The organism is Ruegeria sp. BHSA162 (assembly GCF_059613385.1).
This window is the reverse complement of sequence record NZ_JBXWSK010000002.1, coordinates 40,913-58,436: the sequence shown is the minus strand read 5'-3', so window position 1 is coordinate 58,436 and position 17,524 is coordinate 40,913. Positions and strand designations below refer to the sequence as shown.

At 62.5% G+C, this 17,524-nt stretch carries 16 protein-coding genes; 11 read left to right on the top strand and 5 right to left on the bottom strand.

Features of this window, described 5'->3' with window-relative positions:
- The first annotated feature begins 61 nt into the window (after window positions 1-61).
- On the top strand, window positions 62-1,159 hold the full coding sequence (gene hppD, locus AC2FM5_RS01080) for a 4-hydroxyphenylpyruvate dioxygenase (RefSeq protein ID WP_170339652.1): 1,098 nt from the start codon (window positions 62-64) through the stop codon (window positions 1,157-1,159).
- Between the two features lie 61 nt (window positions 1,160-1,220).
- On the opposite strand, the gene AC2FM5_RS01075 is transcribed toward hppD, so the two are convergent.
- Window positions 1,221-3,245 (bottom strand): hypothetical protein, encoded by a 2,025-nt coding sequence (locus AC2FM5_RS01075; RefSeq protein ID WP_496733396.1) that lies wholly within the window; start codon window positions 3,243-3,245, stop codon window positions 1,221-1,223.
- 164 nt (window positions 3,246-3,409) lie between these two features.
- Here AC2FM5_RS01075 and AC2FM5_RS01070 point away from each other — a divergent pair, with 164 nt between their 5' ends.
- Window positions 3,410-4,105 carry an SIMPL domain-containing protein gene (locus tag AC2FM5_RS01070; RefSeq protein WP_170357540.1) on the top strand — a complete coding sequence of 232 codons (696 nt, stop codon included), beginning with the start codon at window positions 3,410-3,412 and terminating at the stop codon, window positions 4,103-4,105.
- A gap of 2 nt (window positions 4,106-4,107) precedes the next feature.
- Here the strand turns inward: AC2FM5_RS01070 and AC2FM5_RS01065 are convergent, their stop codons facing one another.
- The 3 genes from AC2FM5_RS01065 to AC2FM5_RS01055 form a co-directional block, all read right to left on the bottom strand.
- A complete protein-coding gene (locus AC2FM5_RS01065; RefSeq protein ID WP_496733394.1) occupies window positions 4,108-4,818 on the bottom strand; it encodes a GNAT family N-acetyltransferase in 711 nt (236 codons plus the stop codon).
- Between the two features lie 6 nt (window positions 4,819-4,824).
- A complete protein-coding gene (locus AC2FM5_RS01060) occupies window positions 4,825-6,117 on the bottom strand; it encodes an O-acetylhomoserine aminocarboxypropyltransferase/cysteine synthase family protein (protein WP_170357542.1) in 1,293 nt (430 codons plus the stop codon).
- A 72-nt stretch (window positions 6,118-6,189) separates the two neighbouring features.
- Window positions 6,190-7,185: a GT-B fold glycosyltransferase domain-containing protein gene (locus AC2FM5_RS01055; RefSeq protein ID WP_170371239.1), complete on the bottom strand. Its 996-nt coding sequence runs from the start codon at window positions 7,183-7,185 to the stop codon at window positions 6,190-6,192.
- A gap of 151 nt (window positions 7,186-7,336) precedes the next feature.
- Here AC2FM5_RS01055 and AC2FM5_RS01050 point away from each other — a divergent pair, with 151 nt between their 5' ends.
- The 3 genes from AC2FM5_RS01050 to preA all read left to right on the top strand — a co-directional run bounded on the left by AC2FM5_RS01050 (window position 7,337) and on the right by preA (window position 10,838).
- Window positions 7,337-7,969 (top strand): cupin domain-containing protein, encoded by a 633-nt coding sequence (locus tag AC2FM5_RS01050; RefSeq protein WP_496733501.1) that lies wholly within the window; start codon window positions 7,337-7,339, stop codon window positions 7,967-7,969.
- A gap of 160 nt (window positions 7,970-8,129) precedes the next feature.
- Entirely contained in the window at window positions 8,130-9,464 is a 1,335-nt protein-coding gene (locus AC2FM5_RS01045; RefSeq protein WP_170357545.1) for an NAD(P)-dependent oxidoreductase, read from the top strand.
- A 69-nt stretch (window positions 9,465-9,533) separates the two neighbouring features.
- Window positions 9,534-10,838: an NAD-dependent dihydropyrimidine dehydrogenase subunit PreA gene (gene preA, locus AC2FM5_RS01040; protein ID WP_496733391.1), complete on the top strand. Its 1,305-nt coding sequence runs from the start codon at window positions 9,534-9,536 to the stop codon at window positions 10,836-10,838.
- A 44-nt stretch (window positions 10,839-10,882) separates the two neighbouring features.
- Here preA and AC2FM5_RS01035 read toward each other — a convergent pair whose 3' ends face one another.
- The gene (locus AC2FM5_RS01035; RefSeq protein WP_093961802.1) at window positions 10,883-11,491 is read right to left on the bottom strand and encodes a TetR family transcriptional regulator C-terminal domain-containing protein; all 609 of its coding nucleotides are present in this window, start codon (window positions 11,489-11,491) and stop codon (window positions 10,883-10,885) included.
- A 171-nt stretch (window positions 11,492-11,662) separates the two neighbouring features.
- On the opposite strand from AC2FM5_RS01035, the gene AC2FM5_RS01030 reads away from it, so the two are divergent.
- The 6 genes from AC2FM5_RS01030 to AC2FM5_RS01005 all read left to right on the top strand — a co-directional run bounded on the left by AC2FM5_RS01030 (window position 11,663) and on the right by AC2FM5_RS01005 (window position 17,476).
- The gene (locus AC2FM5_RS01030) at window positions 11,663-12,913 is read left to right on the top strand and encodes a Zn-dependent hydrolase (protein WP_496733389.1); all 1,251 of its coding nucleotides are present in this window, start codon (window positions 11,663-11,665) and stop codon (window positions 12,911-12,913) included.
- Window positions 12,914-12,985: 72 nt separating this feature from the next.
- Window positions 12,986-14,440: a dihydropyrimidinase gene (hydA, locus tag AC2FM5_RS01025; protein ID WP_170357549.1), complete on the top strand. Its 1,455-nt coding sequence runs from the start codon at window positions 12,986-12,988 to the stop codon at window positions 14,438-14,440.
- A 51-nt stretch (window positions 14,441-14,491) separates the two neighbouring features.
- The gene (locus tag AC2FM5_RS01020; RefSeq protein ID WP_170366933.1) at window positions 14,492-15,289 is read left to right on the top strand and encodes an ABC transporter ATP-binding protein; all 798 of its coding nucleotides are present in this window, start codon (window positions 14,492-14,494) and stop codon (window positions 15,287-15,289) included.
- Window positions 15,289-15,720 (top strand): GNAT family N-acetyltransferase, encoded by a 432-nt coding sequence (locus AC2FM5_RS01015; RefSeq protein ID WP_496733386.1) that lies wholly within the window; start codon window positions 15,289-15,291, stop codon window positions 15,718-15,720. The genes AC2FM5_RS01020 and AC2FM5_RS01015 overlap by 1 nt, the downstream gene beginning before the upstream one ends.
- Complete coding sequence (locus AC2FM5_RS01010) at window positions 15,717-16,634, top strand: ABC transporter permease (protein ID WP_170439566.1); 918 nt, start codon at window positions 15,717-15,719, stop codon at window positions 16,632-16,634. The genes AC2FM5_RS01015 and AC2FM5_RS01010 overlap by 4 nt, the downstream gene beginning before the upstream one ends.
- A complete protein-coding gene (locus tag AC2FM5_RS01005) occupies window positions 16,631-17,476 on the top strand; it encodes an ABC transporter permease (RefSeq protein WP_170419246.1) in 846 nt (281 codons plus the stop codon). Before AC2FM5_RS01010 ends, AC2FM5_RS01005 begins: the two co-directional genes overlap by 4 nt.
- Window positions 17,477-17,524 lie beyond the last annotated feature (48 nt).

The window sequence follows — 17,524 nt, the reverse complement described above, 5'->3', positions numbered from 1 at the left end:
AGCGCTGAAAAAGGCGTATTCTTGAATCAGCAAAGAATTTCCTGTTTCAAGAGGACAAGCCATGGGCCCTTTCCCGCACAACGCCCCGAAATCCGTGATCAGCGCCGAGAACCCCGCCGGCACAGACGGGTTTGAATTTGTTGAATTCGCGCATCCCGAACCGCAGGAGCTGCGCGACCTGTTCGCCAAGATGGGTTTTGAAAAGGTTGCGCACCACAAGACCAAACCGCTGATCGAGCTGTGGCAGCAGGGCGATGTGACCTACATCCTGAACGCGGACCCCGACAGCTTTGCTGCGAAATTCGTGGAAGAGCATGGCCCCTGTGCCCCGTCGATGGGCTGGCGTGTCGTGGATGCGCAAAAGGCCTATGACCATGCGGTGTCGAAGGGGGCAGAACCCTATGATGCGGCCGACAAGACCATGGATGTGCCCGCGATCAAGGGTATCGGCGGGTCGCTGATCTATTTCATCGACCAGTATTACGAAACCTCGCCCTACAATCAGGAATTCGAGTGGCTGAAGCAGTCCAAACCGCGCGGTGTCGGTTTCTATTACCTCGATCACCTGACGCACAATGTCTTCAAGGGCAACATGGACAAGTGGTTCAAGTTCTACGGCGATCTGTTCAACTTCCGCGAAATCCGCTTCTTCGACATCCAGGGCAAATATACCGGCTTGCTCAGCCGTGCATTGACCTCGCCCTGCGGCCGTATCCGGATTCCGATCAACGAAGACCGCGGCGAGACCGGTCAGATCGTATCCTACCTGAAGAAGTACAAGGGTGAGGGCATCCAGCACATCGCCGTCGGCAGCGAGAACATCTATGATTCGACCGATGCAATCGCCGAACGAGGGCTGAAGTTCATGCCCGGTCCCAACGATGCCTATTATGATATGTCCTTCGACCGCGTGAAGGGCCATGACGAGCCGGTGGATCGCATGAAGAAGCACGGCATCCTAATCGATGGTGAAGGCGTGGTGGACGGCGGCGAGACCAAGATCCTGCTGCAGATCTTCTCGAAAACCGTGATTGGTCCGATCTTCTTCGAGTTCATCCAGCGCAAGGGCGATGACGGCTTTGGCGAAGGCAATTTCAAGGCTCTGTTCGAATCGATCGAGCGCGAACAGATTGAATCCGGAGAGATTTCTGCCGCCTGAAGAAGACCCAGAATTTGGAACCCGGCCTACCGGGTTCCAATTTTCCGAAACGCGGCGCGCTTTACCCGCGCGGCATCTTCAACGTGACGTTGCGGCCGCCTTTCTGATAACGAAGCTCGCTGTCGCCAATCGCGACGACTTTGCCGCCGTCAATCCGATCTCCCACTTTCAGCTTCTTGTACCGACCGCTTGGTAGCCGGACCAAGGCACGCCGATTGGCCGGCGTACCGTAAACGCCGATCAGGTTCAGACGCCGCAGATTCAAAGCATTGTCAATCGTGGCTTGGCGCGCCACCGAGGCCCGGCTGGGTATCTTGGGTGCGACAGTTGTGGGTTTGAACGATCCCGCTTCATCGTCATCCGCCTTTGCTACCGCTGCGGTCGACCCCAGAGTGGCTGAGCCGGTTGTTGCTTTTCGGGCCGCTAGAGCGGCCACGGTCGACGGACGAACGCGGGGGCGAGGGACGCGCACCACGGCCAATGCGGTGGGCGTGCGGTCCACAGCCTCGCGCTCTTGGATCGACGCCGGCCTGGATTTCGGGCGGATGACCGCCAGCTCGTCCACCGTCCGGCCGCCCAGCTGCCCACGCTCAAAGTTCTCAACCAGCGTTTCCGGGCGCAGGCGCGGACGCAGGCCAGCCAGCCTTGTGTCGTCGTCTGTGGCAGTCGGGTCGGTTTCGAACCTGACCGGCACCTGGGACGGAACCGACGAAGGGCGGCCGAGGAACACGAGGATGCCGTCAGGGTTCAACGTCCCCTCGGGTGTCGGAGTGACAAGGCCACGGTCATCAAGGTCAAAACGACTGCCCGCGGCATTGGGCAGACCGACTGTAGCCACGGGCTCGTCGGTATCAAAGCTCTCTTCGGCAGGAAGCGCCACGGCATCCTGCGACAGCTCCGCGTGATCGACGGACGACAGGTATACGTCCTCGGGCACCTCGGGGTCTGGCACCGGCAGCGGATCGGGCGCGGTGATCGTCAGGCCAGAGGCTTCTTCGAAATCCTCGACACTTTCCGGATCGCGTTCGACCTGCTCGACGGGCGAGGGCGCAACATTCAATGCTTCCAGAATTGCCTGATCCGTTGGCGTCAATTCGGGGGGCGTGGGTGTCTCCGGCTCGACCAGGGGCGTGCTGGCTTCAAACGTCAGGTCTTCGTCGGCCAATGCCTCGGGGTCGGGCGTGTCCTCGGGCTCAGGAGCGACTTCTGCCAGCCCTTCGGTCTCGGTCAGCGGTGGGGCGGTGATAGAAACTGGCGCAGGTGCCGTTTCGACGACCGGCGCAGTCGCCACCGGGCTGCCAGTTTCGTCTGACCCCGACCAGATCAATGCGACAACGGCCAGCACGACGGCGCCCGCCGCAGCGGCGCCAATGTAGCGAACCGGTATGCCGGAATCTGATGCCCCAGAATTCTGTGAGGCGGTTTCAGTCGCTTCTATCGGCGATACGAATACGTCCGGCTGAGCCGGTTCAGCAATCGGATGCGCCTGAGGCGAGGGGGCCGGATCGGGTTCCGATGCCTGCGAAGCCTGAGGCACGGGTTCTGCGTCCGGGGCCGGCGGGACAACAGCTATCTCCTCGGCCGGTGGCACAGTTGGCAGTGTGGCGGATGTCGCGCGCTCGGCAAACTCGAACTCTCCGGTACCTGTCCAAGGCGCATCGGGGGCCAATGTTGCAGCAAACCGAACAGGCACGAACCCGTAGCGACTGGCAAAGGCTCGGGCCTCTTCTACTGTCTCTTTCGCCACGGCAGCGACCAGAAGATCCGACCCATCCGCAAGGAGGTCATACATCAACTCGGCAATCTCACAGCCCGTGGCCTGAGCCAATTCCGCCTCGACCACCTGTGTCACGTCGGAGTCTTCTGGGCTGGCGACCGTGAGGTAGCGCACGTGGTCCGAAGGAATCACGACCGTACAGCTGAGATCATTGGCCAGCGCGAAACCTCGACCGCGAAGCTCGTTCAGCTGTTCGGAAAAATCCGGCGCGTCCAGTGATACGGTGCCGATGCCAAACCATTCGTCATCCGAATAGTGCAGCAGAGTGATCCCGTTATCCGAAAGAGACAGCGCAAAAGCGGGTTTCATTATTCAAGGGTGCCGTAATTGTCTGAACCAAAGCAAACGCCCTTGCGTCCGCGCACCGAGATTAAAGCAGGAACCCGCCGAGGGAAAGGAAAAGGCAAAATCTCCCCTTGTCCGGCGAAGGCTTGCCAACCCATCTTTAATCTCAGAAAACAGGAGAGATCACATTGAAGACATTTGCTTTTTTGGCGGCGGTATTGGCAGCGACAGTTGCCGTGGCCGCCCATGCGGAAGAACGTCGCATCCAGGTTTACGGAACCGGAACAGCCGAGGCCGCGCCGGATATGGCAACCATCACGGTGGGGGTGACAAATCAAGACGCGCAGGCTTCCGCAGCAATGCAGGCGACCTCGGACGCGGTTGCCACCGTCCTGAGCCGCCTGAGTGAGATGGGGATCGAATCGCGCGACCTGCAGACCCGCGATCTGTCCCTGTCCCCGGTCTGGTCCGGACGGGGCAACGCGGATGGCGAAGCACCGAGGATCACGGGCTTCGTTGCGTCGAACCGTGTGTTCGTGCGGGTCAGAAATCTGGATGATCTGGGGCAGATCATGGATGCGGTCATTCAGGATGGTGCGAATGATTTTGGTGGTTTGACCTTTACAGTTCAGGATCCCAAGCCGCTTGAAGCGAAGGCGCGCGCCCAAGCCGTCGCCGATGCGACAGCCAAGGCCGAACAATTGGCTCAGGCCGCCGGTGTCACCTTGGGTTCAGTCGTGTCGATCAACGAGCAGGGAGGGGGCATTCGCCCAATGCCCCAGATGCGCGAGATGGCCATGGCCGATTCGGGCGGGGTACCGGTCGCCGGTGGCGAGGTTTCGGTTTCGGTCACCGTGTCGATGGAGTTCGACATTTCCGAGTGACCTCAGCTTTCGCTGCGGGCCGTCAGCGGTTTCCGCTGTTGGCCCGTGGCATCGAAATTCTCAGGTGACAGCCAGGTTTCGAACGCCTGCCGGATGCGTGGCCAGTCCGTGTCGACGATCGAAAACCACGCCGTGTCGCGGTTGCGCCCCTTGTAATGGGTGGCTTGCCGAAATTCGCCTTCGAAGACAAAACCCAGCCGTTCGGCGGCCCGGCGCGACGGGGCATTCAGCGCATCGCATTTCCATTCGTAGCGGCGATAGCCCAACTCATCGAACACGCGGCGCATCATCAGAAACATCGTTTCGGTCGCGACCGGAGTGCGCTGCATCAGCGGCGAAAAGTGGATGTGTCCCACCTCGATTGCGCCGGCATTGCGGTCGATACGCAGGTAGGACGCCATCCCGACGGGCTGTCCGTCTTGGTCCAGAACCGTGTGGAACAGCGGATCGTCCCCTGTGCAGGCTTGGGCCAGCCAGGCGGCGAACCCAGCTTGCGAGTCGAACGGGCCGTAGGGCAGGTAGGTCCAGTTGCGCCCGTCGGTATCGGCGGCAAACGCCCGGAACAGGCCGGGCGCATCCGCATTCACATCCAAGGGCACCACGCGGCAAAACCGCCCCTTCATGGGCGCGCGCGGTGGGGCCGGGCGCGGGAACTCCCCAGCAACCGGCAGGCCCACCGGCTGGCCCAATGCGTTGATCCTGTGCCCCGGCATTTTGGACTAGGCGCAGGCCTTGGACAGCGCCTGATCGAGATCGGCGATCAGATCGTCGGCATCCTCGATCCCGATCGAGACCCGTACTACGTTCGGCCCGGCGCCGGCGGCCTCTTGCTGTTCGGGGGTCAGTTGCCGGTGCGTGGTCGAGGCCGAATGGATGATCAGCGACCGCGCATCGCCCAGGTTGGCGACGTGGCTGAAGATTTCCAGCGCGTTCACCAGCTTGACGCAGGCGTCATAGCCGCCCTTGACCGCAAAGGTGAACAGGGCCCCTGCGCCTTTGCGGTAATGCTTCTTGACCCGGTCGTGATAGGGCGACGAGGGCAGGCCCGCATAGGTCACATAGTCCACGCGGTCGTCTTTCTCGAGCCAGGCGGCGATCTTTTCGGCGTTTTCGACATGGCGCTGCATTCGCAGGCTCAGCGTCTCGATCCCCATCAGCGTGTAATGCGCCGCCTGCGGGTTCATCGTCATGCCCAGATCGCGCAGGCCCACGGCGATACCGTGGAAGGTGAAGGCCAGCGGGCCGAAGGTTTCGTGGAACTTGAGGCCGTGATAGGCAGGCTCCGGCGCGCTGAGCGAGGGAAACTTGTCATTGGCGGACCAGTCGAACTTGCCCGAATCCACGATGCAGCCGCCGGTCACCGTGCCATTGCCGGTCAGGTACTTGGTGGTCGAATGCACGACCAGCGTGGCGCCATGCTCGATCGGGCGGCACAGATAGGGGGTGGCCGAGGTGTTGTCGACGATTAGCGGAATACCGGCGGCATCGGCCACATCGGCCAGTGCGCGGATATCGGTGACATAGCCGCCCGGATTGGCGATGGATTCGCAGAACACCGCGCGGGTATCGTCGTCGATGGCGGCCTTCACCGCATCCAGATCATCGGTATCGACGAACTTGGCTGTCCAGCCAAAGCGCTTGATGGTCTGGCTGAACTGCGTGACCGTCCCGCCATACAGCCGGGTCGAGGCGACCACGTTGCAGCCCGGCCCCATCAGCGGGAACAGCGCCATGATCTGCGCCGCGTGCCCCGAAGAGCAGCACACCGCGCCAACGCCACCTTCCAGCGTCGCCACCCGTTCCTGCAGAACTGCCACCGTGGGGTTGGTCAGGCGCGAATAGATATAGCCGACCTCTTGCAGGTTGAACAAAGCGGCCGCGTGATCGGCATCGCGGAACACATAGGCCGTGGTCTGATAGATCGGGGTCTGGCGCGCGCCGGTCGCCGGATCAGGGCGGGCGCCCGCGTGAATTTGCAGCGTGTCAAAACCATAGGTGGGGCCGTCGGACATCCGTCACTCTCCTGTTGGGAATATGCGTCGCAGAATCTCTAGGCGATTGCCGGGCCCGGCACAATGTCCGCGTCAGCGCAGCCACAGCCCCTTGTTCTTGATGACCTTGCGGATGGCCTGTTCGCGCTGGGGCAGGTTGTCCCGGTCGAACATGGCGCGGATCTTGGCGCCCTTGCCCTGATAGACCAGCCGTTTCAGCGGATCATAGTTCTTGAGCACCTTCTTGACCTTGTTGGGCGCGGCGACGGTTTCCAGCACCTCGACCACCCGGTCGCTTTCGCGCGCATAGAGCAGCGGGAACAGGCGATAGTGGCAGCTGACCGAGCCATCCAGCAGGCCCACGGGCAGAACATCGCGCCCGCCGCCAAGCGCGTGGACGACCAGCGGAAGCGCCGCCTGATCCAGCCACGGGTCCAGGTTCTGGCCGGTCAGGGCGGGGATCTCTTCATCCCGGATCGTGCGCGCATAGTCCAGAAACCGCGCGCCGAATTGGCGGGGGCATTTGTAGAAGAAATAGCCCGCATTGAAATACAGGTACCGCCGCCAGTATTCCGCCGGTTGGGTCGGGTCGATCGAGCTTTGGAAATCCAGCCCGAACCGGTCATAAAGCGCCCGCCAGATGCCGTCGAAGCCAGGCCCGTACAGGGTTGGCTTGGGCCAGGTGCCCTCGACCTTCTGCGATGCGCCGGGCCGGTCGAAATCGAACGGCACCGCGGCGAGGTCGCCGGTGATCAGCGTGTCGGTGTCGAAGAACACAAAGGGCTCACCCTCGGGCAGGGCAGCCAGCGCTTCGATCTTGTTGCCGTAGGGATAGCTTTCGCCGAACACCTCGGACGAAAAGGGCAGGATCTCGGCATCGAGCTGTTTCAGCGCCTTCAGAACATCCTCGTTGCGGATGCTCGGGTCCTGACTCCAGCGCGGGCCGGGTTGTGGAACGCCCACGAACAGGCGGCCCGAAAATCCGGGCGCGGAATGGCGCAGCGAGGCGGCGAACAGAACGGCTTCGTATTGTAGGCGGTTGTTCTGCCCGATGATCAGGATGTTGAATTTCTGCCGGTCTGCCTGCATCTGCGCCTTCCGTTCGGGGCGCTTGCCCGCCCCTTGCCGTTGGTTTCGACCTACAGCATCGCTGAACCTGCGTCAAAACCGTTGACGCCGCGTGTTTGAAATCGGGCCCGGCGCGCCCATGTTGATGGAGAGGATCAGACAGGAGCGCGACATGCGGATCAATGCGGATTTCACCCAGCGGGTGGCGGTTCACTTCGACCAGACCGAGTGGGCGGCCTCGCCCGCCGAGGGGGTCGAGCGCAAGATGCTGGACCGGATCGGCGACGAGGTGGCGCGCGCCACGACCATCGTGCGCTTTGCCCCCGGCAGCGCCTTTGCCGCCCACACCCATGACGGGGGCGAGGAATACCTGGTTCTGGACGGCGTTTTCCAGGACGAGACCGGAGATTTCCCGGTGGGCAGCTATGTCCGCAACCCGCCGACCTCGTCGCATACGCCCTCGGCCAGCCAAGGCGCGACGATCCTGGTCAAACTGCACCAGTTCGACCCGAACGACCGCACCACCGTGCGCCGCTCGATCAACGGTGCGGACCACGTGCCGCTGTTCAAGGACGACCACGAAACGGTCGAAATGCGCATTTGGCCGCCCGGTCAGGTCGTACCGATTGACGCACCCGGCGGGGCCGAGGTCTTTGTGATCGACGGCGGTTTCGCCGAACAAGGCGAGGAATTCGCGCGATGGGATTGGCTGCGGCTACCGCCCGGAACGCGCACCGAATTGCGGGCAGGACCGGATGGCGCCCGCGTCTGGATGAAGTCAGGCCACCTGTCCGGCATGGTCTGAGGCCGGTTTCGCCTGAAAAACGGGCAAATGCCGCCAAAAAACCGGGTCATTCGGCCCGGTTTTCGCTTTTTTGACCATTTGGCAAATTTTACCAATTGATAAAATTTTTGTTTGTGGCAAGCTGGTCTCAATAACAAACATATCTACAGGGAGTAGAGTGATGGCACAGGGCCAGATGGCACCCGGCATCGTCGCCGGGCGGCTTTCCAGCGATGAGCTGACCTCGAATTTCACCGATCTGCATCCGCCTCTGGCGCCGCACGAGGCCGCCGTGGCCGCCGATCGGTGTTATTTCTGCTATGACGCGCCGTGCGTGACGGCCTGTCCGACCGATATCGATATTCCGCTGTTCATCCGGCAGATTCAAGCAGGACAACCGGAGTCGGCGGCGAAGACGATCCTCGATCAGAACATCCTGGGCGGCATGTGTGCCCGTGTGTGTCCGACCGAAACGCTGTGCGAGGAAGCCTGTGTGCGCGAAACGGCCGAGGGCAAGCCGGTCGAGATCGGGCGCTTGCAGCGGTATGCGACCGACACGCTGATGCAGGCCGGTGTGCACCCGTTCACACGCGCGGCCCCCACCGGCAAGACCGTTGCCGTAATCGGGGCAGGGCCGGCGGGGCTGGCCTGTGCGCATCGGCTGGCGATGCTGGGCCATGACGTGGTGATCCATGAGGCGAAACCCAAACCCGGCGGGCTGAACGAGTACGGGATCGCCGCATACAAGGCGACCAATGACTTTGCCCAGGCCGAGGTGGACTGGCTGCTGAAGATCGGCGGCATCGCGATTGAAACCGGCTCGGTTCTGGGCGACACGATCTCGTTGGACGGATTGTTGGAGGCCTACGACGCAGTCTTCCTGTCAATCGGCCTTGCAGGCGTCAACGCCTTGCGCGCGCAAGGGTCGGACAAGGACGGCGTCAGGAACGCTGTCGACTTCATCGCAGATGTTCGGCAAGCATCCGATTTGGCAAAACTGCCGGTAGGCCGAAACGTGGTGATTATCGGCGGTGGAATGACGGCCGTGGATGCCGCGGTGAAATCCAAGCTGCTGGGGGCCGAACATGTGACCATCGCCTATCGCCGCGGTCGAGACGCAATGGGCGCCAGCCGCTACGAACAGGATCTGGCGGCATCCCACGGTGTCCGAATTCTGTGCAACGTTCAGCCGGTGGCAATTCACGGAAACGGAGCGGCGGCCGAGATCGAATTGGAGTATACTGCCACCGTAGATGGCACGTTGACCGGCACGGGCGAAACCATTCGCCTGCCTGCGGATCAGGTTCTGAAGGCGATCGGCCAGACCTTGGATGGTGCTCCGGAAGGTTTGGAACTCGACGGCAACAAGATCGCCGTTGACGCAACCGGGCGCACCTCGGTTCCCGGGGTCTGGGCCGGCGGAGACTGTGCCGCGGGCGGCGAGGATCTGACCGTGACCGCTGTGGCCGAGGGCCGCGATGCCGCGATGGACATTCACGCCAGCCTGAGTGCCTGAGCAGGGCGTCGGCGCGTGAATATGTGTGACAAGGCGAAGATGCATCTTCGCATCAGGGAGGCCGGATAAATGGCTGATTTGAAAACGAACTTTCTGGGTATCGAAAGCCCCAACCCCTATTGGCTGGCCTCGGCGCCGCCGACCGACAAGGAATACAACGTCCGGCGTGCCTTCGAGGCCGGATGGGGTGGCGTCGTGTGGAAAACGCTGGGGTCCGAAGGGCCGCCGGTGGTCAACGTGAATGGCCCCCGGTACGGGGCGATCTACGGGGCCGACCGGCGTCTGCTGGGCCTCAACAACATCGAACTGATCACCGACCGGCCGCTCGAGGTGAACCTCGAGGAGATGGCCCGCGTCAAGGCGGATTACCCGGATCGCGCGCTGATCGCCTCGATCATGGTGCCGTGCGAGGAGGAGGCGTGGAAAGCCATCCTGCCGCGTGTTGCCGAAACCGGCGCCGACGGGATCGAGCTGAACTTCGGCTGCCCGCACGGGATGAGCGAGCGCGGTATGGGCTCGGCCGTGGGGCAGGTGCCCGAATATATCGAAATGGTCACCCGCTGGTGCAAGAAATACTATGACCGTCCGGTGATCGTGAAGCTGACGCCCAACATCACCGACATTCGCAAGCCGGCGGCTGCGGCCAAGAACGGCGGGGCAGACGCGGTGTCGCTGATCAACACGATCAACTCGATCACCAGCGTCAATCTGGACACGTTCAGCCCAGAGCCCTCGATCGACGGCAAGGGCAGCCACGGCGGCTATTGCGGCCCGGCGGTCAAGCCCATCGCCCTGTCGATGGTCTCCGAGATCGCCCGCGCCGAGGCGACCCAAGGCCTGCCGATCTCGGGCATCGGCGGGGTGACCACATGGCGCGACGCGGCCGAGTTCATGGCGCTGGGCTGCGGTACGGTGCAGGTATGCACCGCGGCGATGACCTATGGGTTCAAGATCATCGACGAACTGACGGCGGGCCTGTCGCAGTGGATGGACGAAAAGGGCTACTCCAACGTCTCGGACATCGTCGGGCGCGCCGTCCCGAACGTGACCGACTGGCAGTATCTGAACCTGAACTACGTCGCCAAGGCCAAGATCGATCAGGATCAGTGCATCAAGTGCGGCCGCTGCTATGCGGCCTGCGAGGACACCAGCCACCAAGCCATCTCCATGTCGTCCGACCGCGTGTTCGAGGTGATCGACGAAGAATGCGTGGCCTGCAACCTGTGCGTGGATGTCTGTCCGGTCGAGGGCTGTATTTCGATGGTGCCGATGGCGGCGGGTGAGGTCGATCCGCGCACCGGCAAGGTGGTGCAGCCGGACTATGCCAACTGGACGACCCACCCGAACAACCCGATGGCCAAGGCCGCCGAGTGACCGGCGTCAGATCACGCAAAAGGGGCCGCGCTGCGGCCCTTTTTTCATGGGGTCAGCAGTTTTCGATAAAGGGTGTCGATGAAGGGCGCGGCGCCTTCGAACGGGTCTTCGTCGCCCAGGATCGCGCGCACCTGAACATCGAAATCGGCATAATGCTGGGTCAGCGCCCAGATCGAAAAGATCAGGTGATGCGGGTGCAGGCGTGCGATTTTGCCCTGGTCCATCCAGTGCGTCAGAACGGCCGCCTTCTGATCGACCAGCGCTTTCAGATCGTTCGACAGGGCGTCATGGATACGGGGCGCACCCTGCACCAGCTCGTTCGCGAACAGGCGGCTTTCGCGCGGCAACTCGCGGCTCATCTGTAGCTTGCGCTTGATGTACGAGAGGATCTCCTCCATCGGCTCGCCGTTTTCGTCAAGGTCGTGCAGCGGCGCCAGCCAAGTGTCCAGCAAGCCGGACAGAAGCGCGGTGTGGATCGCCTCTTTTGACGGAAAATAATACAAAAGGTTCGGCTTGCTCAGCCCGGCCTCGGCCGCGATCTGATCGACGGTCGCCCCGCGAAACCCATGGGCCGAAAACACGTTCAGTGCGGCCTCGAGAATCGCGGCGCGGTTCTTTTTCTGAATTCGGGTCGGGGCGCGGTCTTTGGGCATGTATGCAGGGCGTCTCTTTTTCGAACAAGCAGGTGTTGAATATGCCGATTTTTGCATCGGTGCGATGCAATTTCTTGACTGATGTCGAACCCGTGATAGCGTGAGTTTGACCAGATGGTCAAATCAAGACACCAAAAGCGAGCCAAATCGCAAGCAACAGGGAAGACGAACATGGCAGCTCCGGCGCAGAATCTCAGGATCAATGGCGACAGGTTGTGGGGTAGCCTGATGGAGATGGCCAAGATCGGGCCGGGCGTGGCTGGCGGCAACAACCGCCAGACCCTGACCGACGAAGATGCCGAGGGCCGCGCGCTGTTCCAGAAATGGTGCGAAGAGGCCGGCTGCACCATGGGCCTTGACCAGATGGGCAACATGTTCGCCATGCGCCCCGGCACCGACCCCGAGGCGCTGCCGGTCTATGTCGGCTCGCACCTGGATACGCAGCCGACCGGCGGCAAGTATGACGGGGTGCTGGGGGTTCTGGGTGCGCTCGAGATCATTCGCACCCTGAACGATCTGGGCATCAAGACCAAACACCCGATCGTGGCCACCAACTGGACCAACGAAGAGGGCACCCGCTTCGCCCCCGCCATGCTGGCCTCGGGCGTGTTCGCGGGGATGCACACGCAGGACTGGGCCTATGACCGCGAGGACGCCGAGGGCAAGAAGTTCGGCGACGAATTGCAGCGCATCGGCTGGCGCGGTGACGAAGAGGTCGGGGCCCGCAAGATGCATGCCTTTTTTGAGTTGCATATCGAACAGGGCCCGATCCTCGAGGCCGAAGGCAAGGATATCGGCGTCGTCACCCATGGGCAGGGCCTCAGCTGGACCCAGGTGACCGTGACCGGCAAGGACGCGCATACCGGCTCGACCCCGATGCCGATGCGCAAGAATGCCGGGCTGGCGATGGCGCGCATTCTTGAAAAGGTGGACGAGATCGCCTGGTCGCACGCGCCCCATGCCGTGGGGGCTGCCGGGCATATCGACGTCTATCCGAACTCGCGCAACGTGATCCCGGGCAAGGTGGTGTTCACGGTCGATTTCCGCTCGCCCGAGTTGGACGTCATCAAGGACATGGAGAACCGCCTGCGCGTCGCCGCCGAGGACATCGTGGATGAGATGGGCCTGCAGGTCGAGTTCGAGAAGGTCGGCGGGTTCGACCCGGTGAAATTCGACGAAACCTGCGTCGCCGCCGTGCGCAACGCGGCCGAGCGGCTGGGCTATTCGCACACCAACATCATCTCGGGCGCGGGGCACGATGCCTGCTGGATCAACCGCGTGGCGCCGACCGCCATGGTGATGTGCCCCTGCGTGGATGGCCTGAGCCACAACGAGGCCGAGGAAATCAGCAAGGAATGGGCAACCGCCGGGGCGGATGTGCTGTTCCACGCGGTCGTCGAAACAGCCGAGATCGTGGAGTAGCCTTGGCCGCGCGCCCCCGAATCCGCCGAAAACCAACAGAGGCGCAACAGACGCGCCCGCAGGGAGTTGAACATGAGCACAGTCATCAAGAACGGAACCGTCGTCACTGCGGATCTGACCTACAAGGCCGACGTCAAGATCGAAGGCGGCGTGATCACCGAGATCGGGCCGGATCTGAAGGGGGACGAGCAACTGGACGCGACCGGCTGTTATGTCATGCCCGGCGGGATCGACCCGCACACGCATCTGGAAATGCCGTTCATGGGCACCTATTCCAGCGATGACTTCGAAAGCGGCACCCGCGCGGCGTTGGCTGGCGGCACGACCATGGTGGTGGATTTCGCCCTGCCGAACCCGGGCGAAAGCCTTTTGGATGCGCTCAAACGCTGGGACAACAAATCGACCCGCGCCAATTGCGACTATTCTTTCCACATGGCCGTGACGTGGTGGGGCGAACAGGTGTTCGACGATCTGAAAACCGTGATCGAGCAGCGCGGCATCAACACGTTCAAGCATTTCATGGCCTACAAAGGCGCACTGATGGTCAATGACGACGAGCTGTTTGCCTCGTTCAAGCGGCTGGCCGAGCTGGGCGGGATCGCGATGGTCCATGCCGAGAATGGCGACGTGGTGGCCGAGTTGCAGGCCAAGCTATTGGCCGAAGGAAATACCGGCCCCGAGGCCCATGCCTATTCGCGCCCGCCGCAGGTCGAGGGCGAGGCCACCAACCGCGCCATCATGATCGCCGACATGGCCGGTGTGCCGCTCTATGTGGTGCACACCTCGTGCGAAGAGGCGCATGAGGCCATCCGCCGGGCTCGGATGCAGGGCAAGCGCGTCTGGGGCGAGCCACTGATCCAGCACCTGACGCTGGACGACAGCGAATATGCGCATCCCGATTGGGACCACGCCGCGCGCCGGGTGATGAGCCCGCCGTTCCGCAACAAGCAGCACCAGGACAGCTTGTGGGCGGGGCTGCAGTCAGGCTCGCTGAGCGTGGTGGCCACCGATCACTGCGCCTTCACGACCGAGCAGAAACGGTTCGGCGTGGGCGATTTCACCAAGATCCCCAACGGGACGGGCGGCCTTGAGGATCGGATGCCGATGCTGTGGACCCACGGCGTGGCGACCGGGCGGCTGACGCCGAACGAATTCGTGGCCGTCACTTCAACAAACATCGCCAAGATATTGAATTGCTATCCGAAAAAGGGCGCCGTTCTGGTGGGCGCAGATGCCGATCTGGTGGTGTGGGACCCGGACAAGACCAAGACCATAAGTGCGGCGACGCAGCAGTCGGCGATCGACTACAACGTGTTCGAGGGGCACGAGGTCAAGGGCCTGCCGCGCTTTACCCTGACCCGTGGACAGGTCGCGGTGCATGATGGCGAGATTCGCACGCAGGAAGGCCATGGCAAATTCGTCGCGCGCGAGGCCAACACCACCGTGAACAAGGCGCTGAGCACCTGGAAAGAGCTGACCGCCCCGCGCCCGGTAGAGCGGTCGGGCATCCCGGCGACGGGGGTATGATGCACGAAGGTTACCGAACGGGCAAAAAAGCCAAAACTTCAAGGCAGTAGGATGACATCGGAAAGCAATACCCAGCCCGTGATCGAGGCAAAGAACCTCGACCTGACCTTCCAGACCAATGACGGACCCGTGCACGCCCTCAAGGACGTGAACCTGGCGGTCGACAAGGGCGAATTCGTCAGTTTCATCGGCCCTTCGGGCTGCGGAAAAACGACCTTCCTGCGCTGTGTCGCTGCGCTGGAAACGCCTACGGGCGGCACGCTGACCGTCAACGGCATGACCCCGGACGAGGCCCGCCGGAACCGGGCCTATGGCTATGTGTTCCAGGCGGCGGGCCTGTACCCGTGGCGGACCATCGCCAAGAACATCAAACTGCCGCTCGAGATCATGGGATATTCGGCTCAGGAACAGGAAGAACGTGTAAAGAACGTTCTGGAACTTGTTGATCTAGCAGGGTTTGGTGCAAAATTCCCCTGGCAGCTATCGGGTGGGATGCAACAACGGGCCAGCATCGCGCGGGCGCTGGCTTTCGACGCCGATATCCTGTTGATGGACGAGCCTTTCGGCGCGCTGGACGAGATCGTGCGCGATCACCTGAACGAACAGCTTCTGGCGCTGTGGGCGCGAACCGGCAAGACGATCGGTTTCGTCACCCACTCGATCCCCGAGGCGGTGTATCTGAGCACCAAGATCGTGGTGATGAGCCCGCGCCCCGGGCGGATTACCGATGTGATCGACAGCCCTCTGCCCAAGGAACGGCCGCTGGACATTCGCGACACGCCCGAATTCATCGAGGTCGCGCATCGCGTGCGCGAAGGGCTGCGCGCCGGGCATGGGGACGATGTGTGATGGGCAGGGATGACATCAGACGCGCGACCGAGGCGGATGTGCCAGCCTGCGCGGCGGTGGTCTCGGCCTGGGTCCGCCAGACCGAGTGGATGACGGATGAACTGCCCCAGCAGGAATTGGAGGCGCTGATCGCGCAAGCTTTCCCGGACCGCGAGATGTGGGTCGTCGGCGAACCCGTCGATTGCTACATGTCGGTCGATCCCGCGGTGCGGAAGGTCGGCGCGCTGTATTGCCTTCGGACCGGGCAGGGCATCGGCAAGCGCTTGCTGGACCGGGCAAAACAGGGGCGCAGCTTTCTGTGGCTGACGGCCCATCAACCGAATGCCGCCGCGCAACGCTTCTATCGCCGAGAGGGTTTTGTCGAAACCGGGACCGAGGCCGCAACGCCGCCCGAGACCGTTCCCGTGGTGCGGATGGAGTGGCACGCATGAAGCAGCTTGTAGCCGTTCTGACCGTTTTGCTGGCCATCGTCGTTATCTGGTACGCGGCCTGCATTCCGATGAACATCAAGGGCGTTCTGACCGAACAGGAACGCGCCGGGGCCGAGGTGGTTCCGCCTTCGGCCAAAGACCGCCGCGACATGGGGGAAATCGGCCTGGCGCTGCGCAACAGCTTTGCCGTTCCGGCGACCTGGGCGCAGGATCGGCCGCGTCTGCCTGCGCCGCATCAGGTGGGCATCGAGCTGTGGGAGACCACGGTTCAAAAGAAGATCACCTCGAAACGGTCGCTGGTCTATCACGGCTGGGTAACGCTCAGCGCGACGATTCTGGGCTTTGCCATCGGCACGGGGCTGGGCATCCTGCTGGCGGTGGGGATCGTGCACAGCCGGGTGATGGACCTGTCGGTCATGCCTTGGGCCATCGTCAGCCAAACCATCCCCATCATCGCGCTGGCGCCGATGATCATCGTGGTGCTGTATTCGATCGGCATTCAGGGGATCATCCCCAAGGCGGTGATCTCGGCCTATCTGAGCTTTTTCCCGGTGGTCGTGGGCATGGTCAAAGGTCTGCGCAGCCCTGATGCGATGCAGCTCGACCTGCTGCGCACCTACAATGCAAGCAATGGGCAGGCATTCTGGAAACTGCGCCTGCCAGCCTCGATGCCCTATCTGTTCGCCTCTCTCAAGATCGGGATCGCCGCGTCGCTGGTGGGGGCCATCGTCGGCGAACTGCCGACCGGCGCCGTGGCGGGGCTGGGCGCGCGTCTGCTGGCCGGCAGCTACTACGGCCAGACGGTGCAGATCTGGTCGGCGTTGTTTGCCGCGGCCATTCTTGCGGCCTGTCTGGTGGGCCTGCTGGGCCTGATCGAGCGGGCGGTGTTGAAACGCATGGGGATGGCGCAATGATGATGGTCGGTCTTGCAATCCTTTTGTGGCTGGCCGGTTGGTGGCTGAACACCCGCCTTGCCAGCGGACCTTATGCCGACACGCGGGCGGTGCGCATTCTGGCGCCGCTGATCTTCGGCCTGACCGTCATCGGGGTTTGGGAATTGCTGGTGCGCGGGCTTGAGGTGCCTCTGGTCATCCTGCCCGCGCCTTCGGTGATCTGGGAGCGGTTCTGGGACAGCTTGCCGATCCTTTGGGCCGATTTCGTGCAGACCATCATCAAGGGCGCGCTCAGCGGCTATGTCATCGGATGCGGCGCCGCCTTCCTGATGGCAATCGCCGTGGACCGGTGGGACTTCCTGCGGCTGGGCCTGTTGCCGGTGGGCAATTTCGTAGCCGCGCTGCCGATCGTGGGCACCGCGCCGATCCTGGTGATGTGGTTCGGGTTCGACTGGCATTCGAAGGCGGCCGTTGTGGTGGTGATGGTCTTCTTCCCGATGTTGGTCAACACGGTGGCCGGCCTGCGCGAGGCCACCGCTATGCAGCGCGACCTGATGGAGACCTATGCCGCAACCTATTGGCAAAGCTTTCTGAAGCTGCGGTTGCCCGCGGCCATGCCGTTTATTTTCAACGGGTTGAAAATTTCCACCACGCTGGCCCTGATCGGCGCTATCGTGGCAGAGTTCTTCGGCTCGCCCACTTTGGGCATGGGGTTCCGGATCTCGACCAGTGTCGGGCAATTGTCGCTGGACATGGTCTGGGCGGAAATCGTGGTCGCGGCACTGGCCGGAACCGCGTTCTATGGTCTGGTCGCCATGATCGAGAAATTGGTGACCTTCTGGCACCCGTCACAACGCAGTTAAGCGGAACAACAATTCAACAGACCCCGATAACGGGGCAGCACTAGCAAC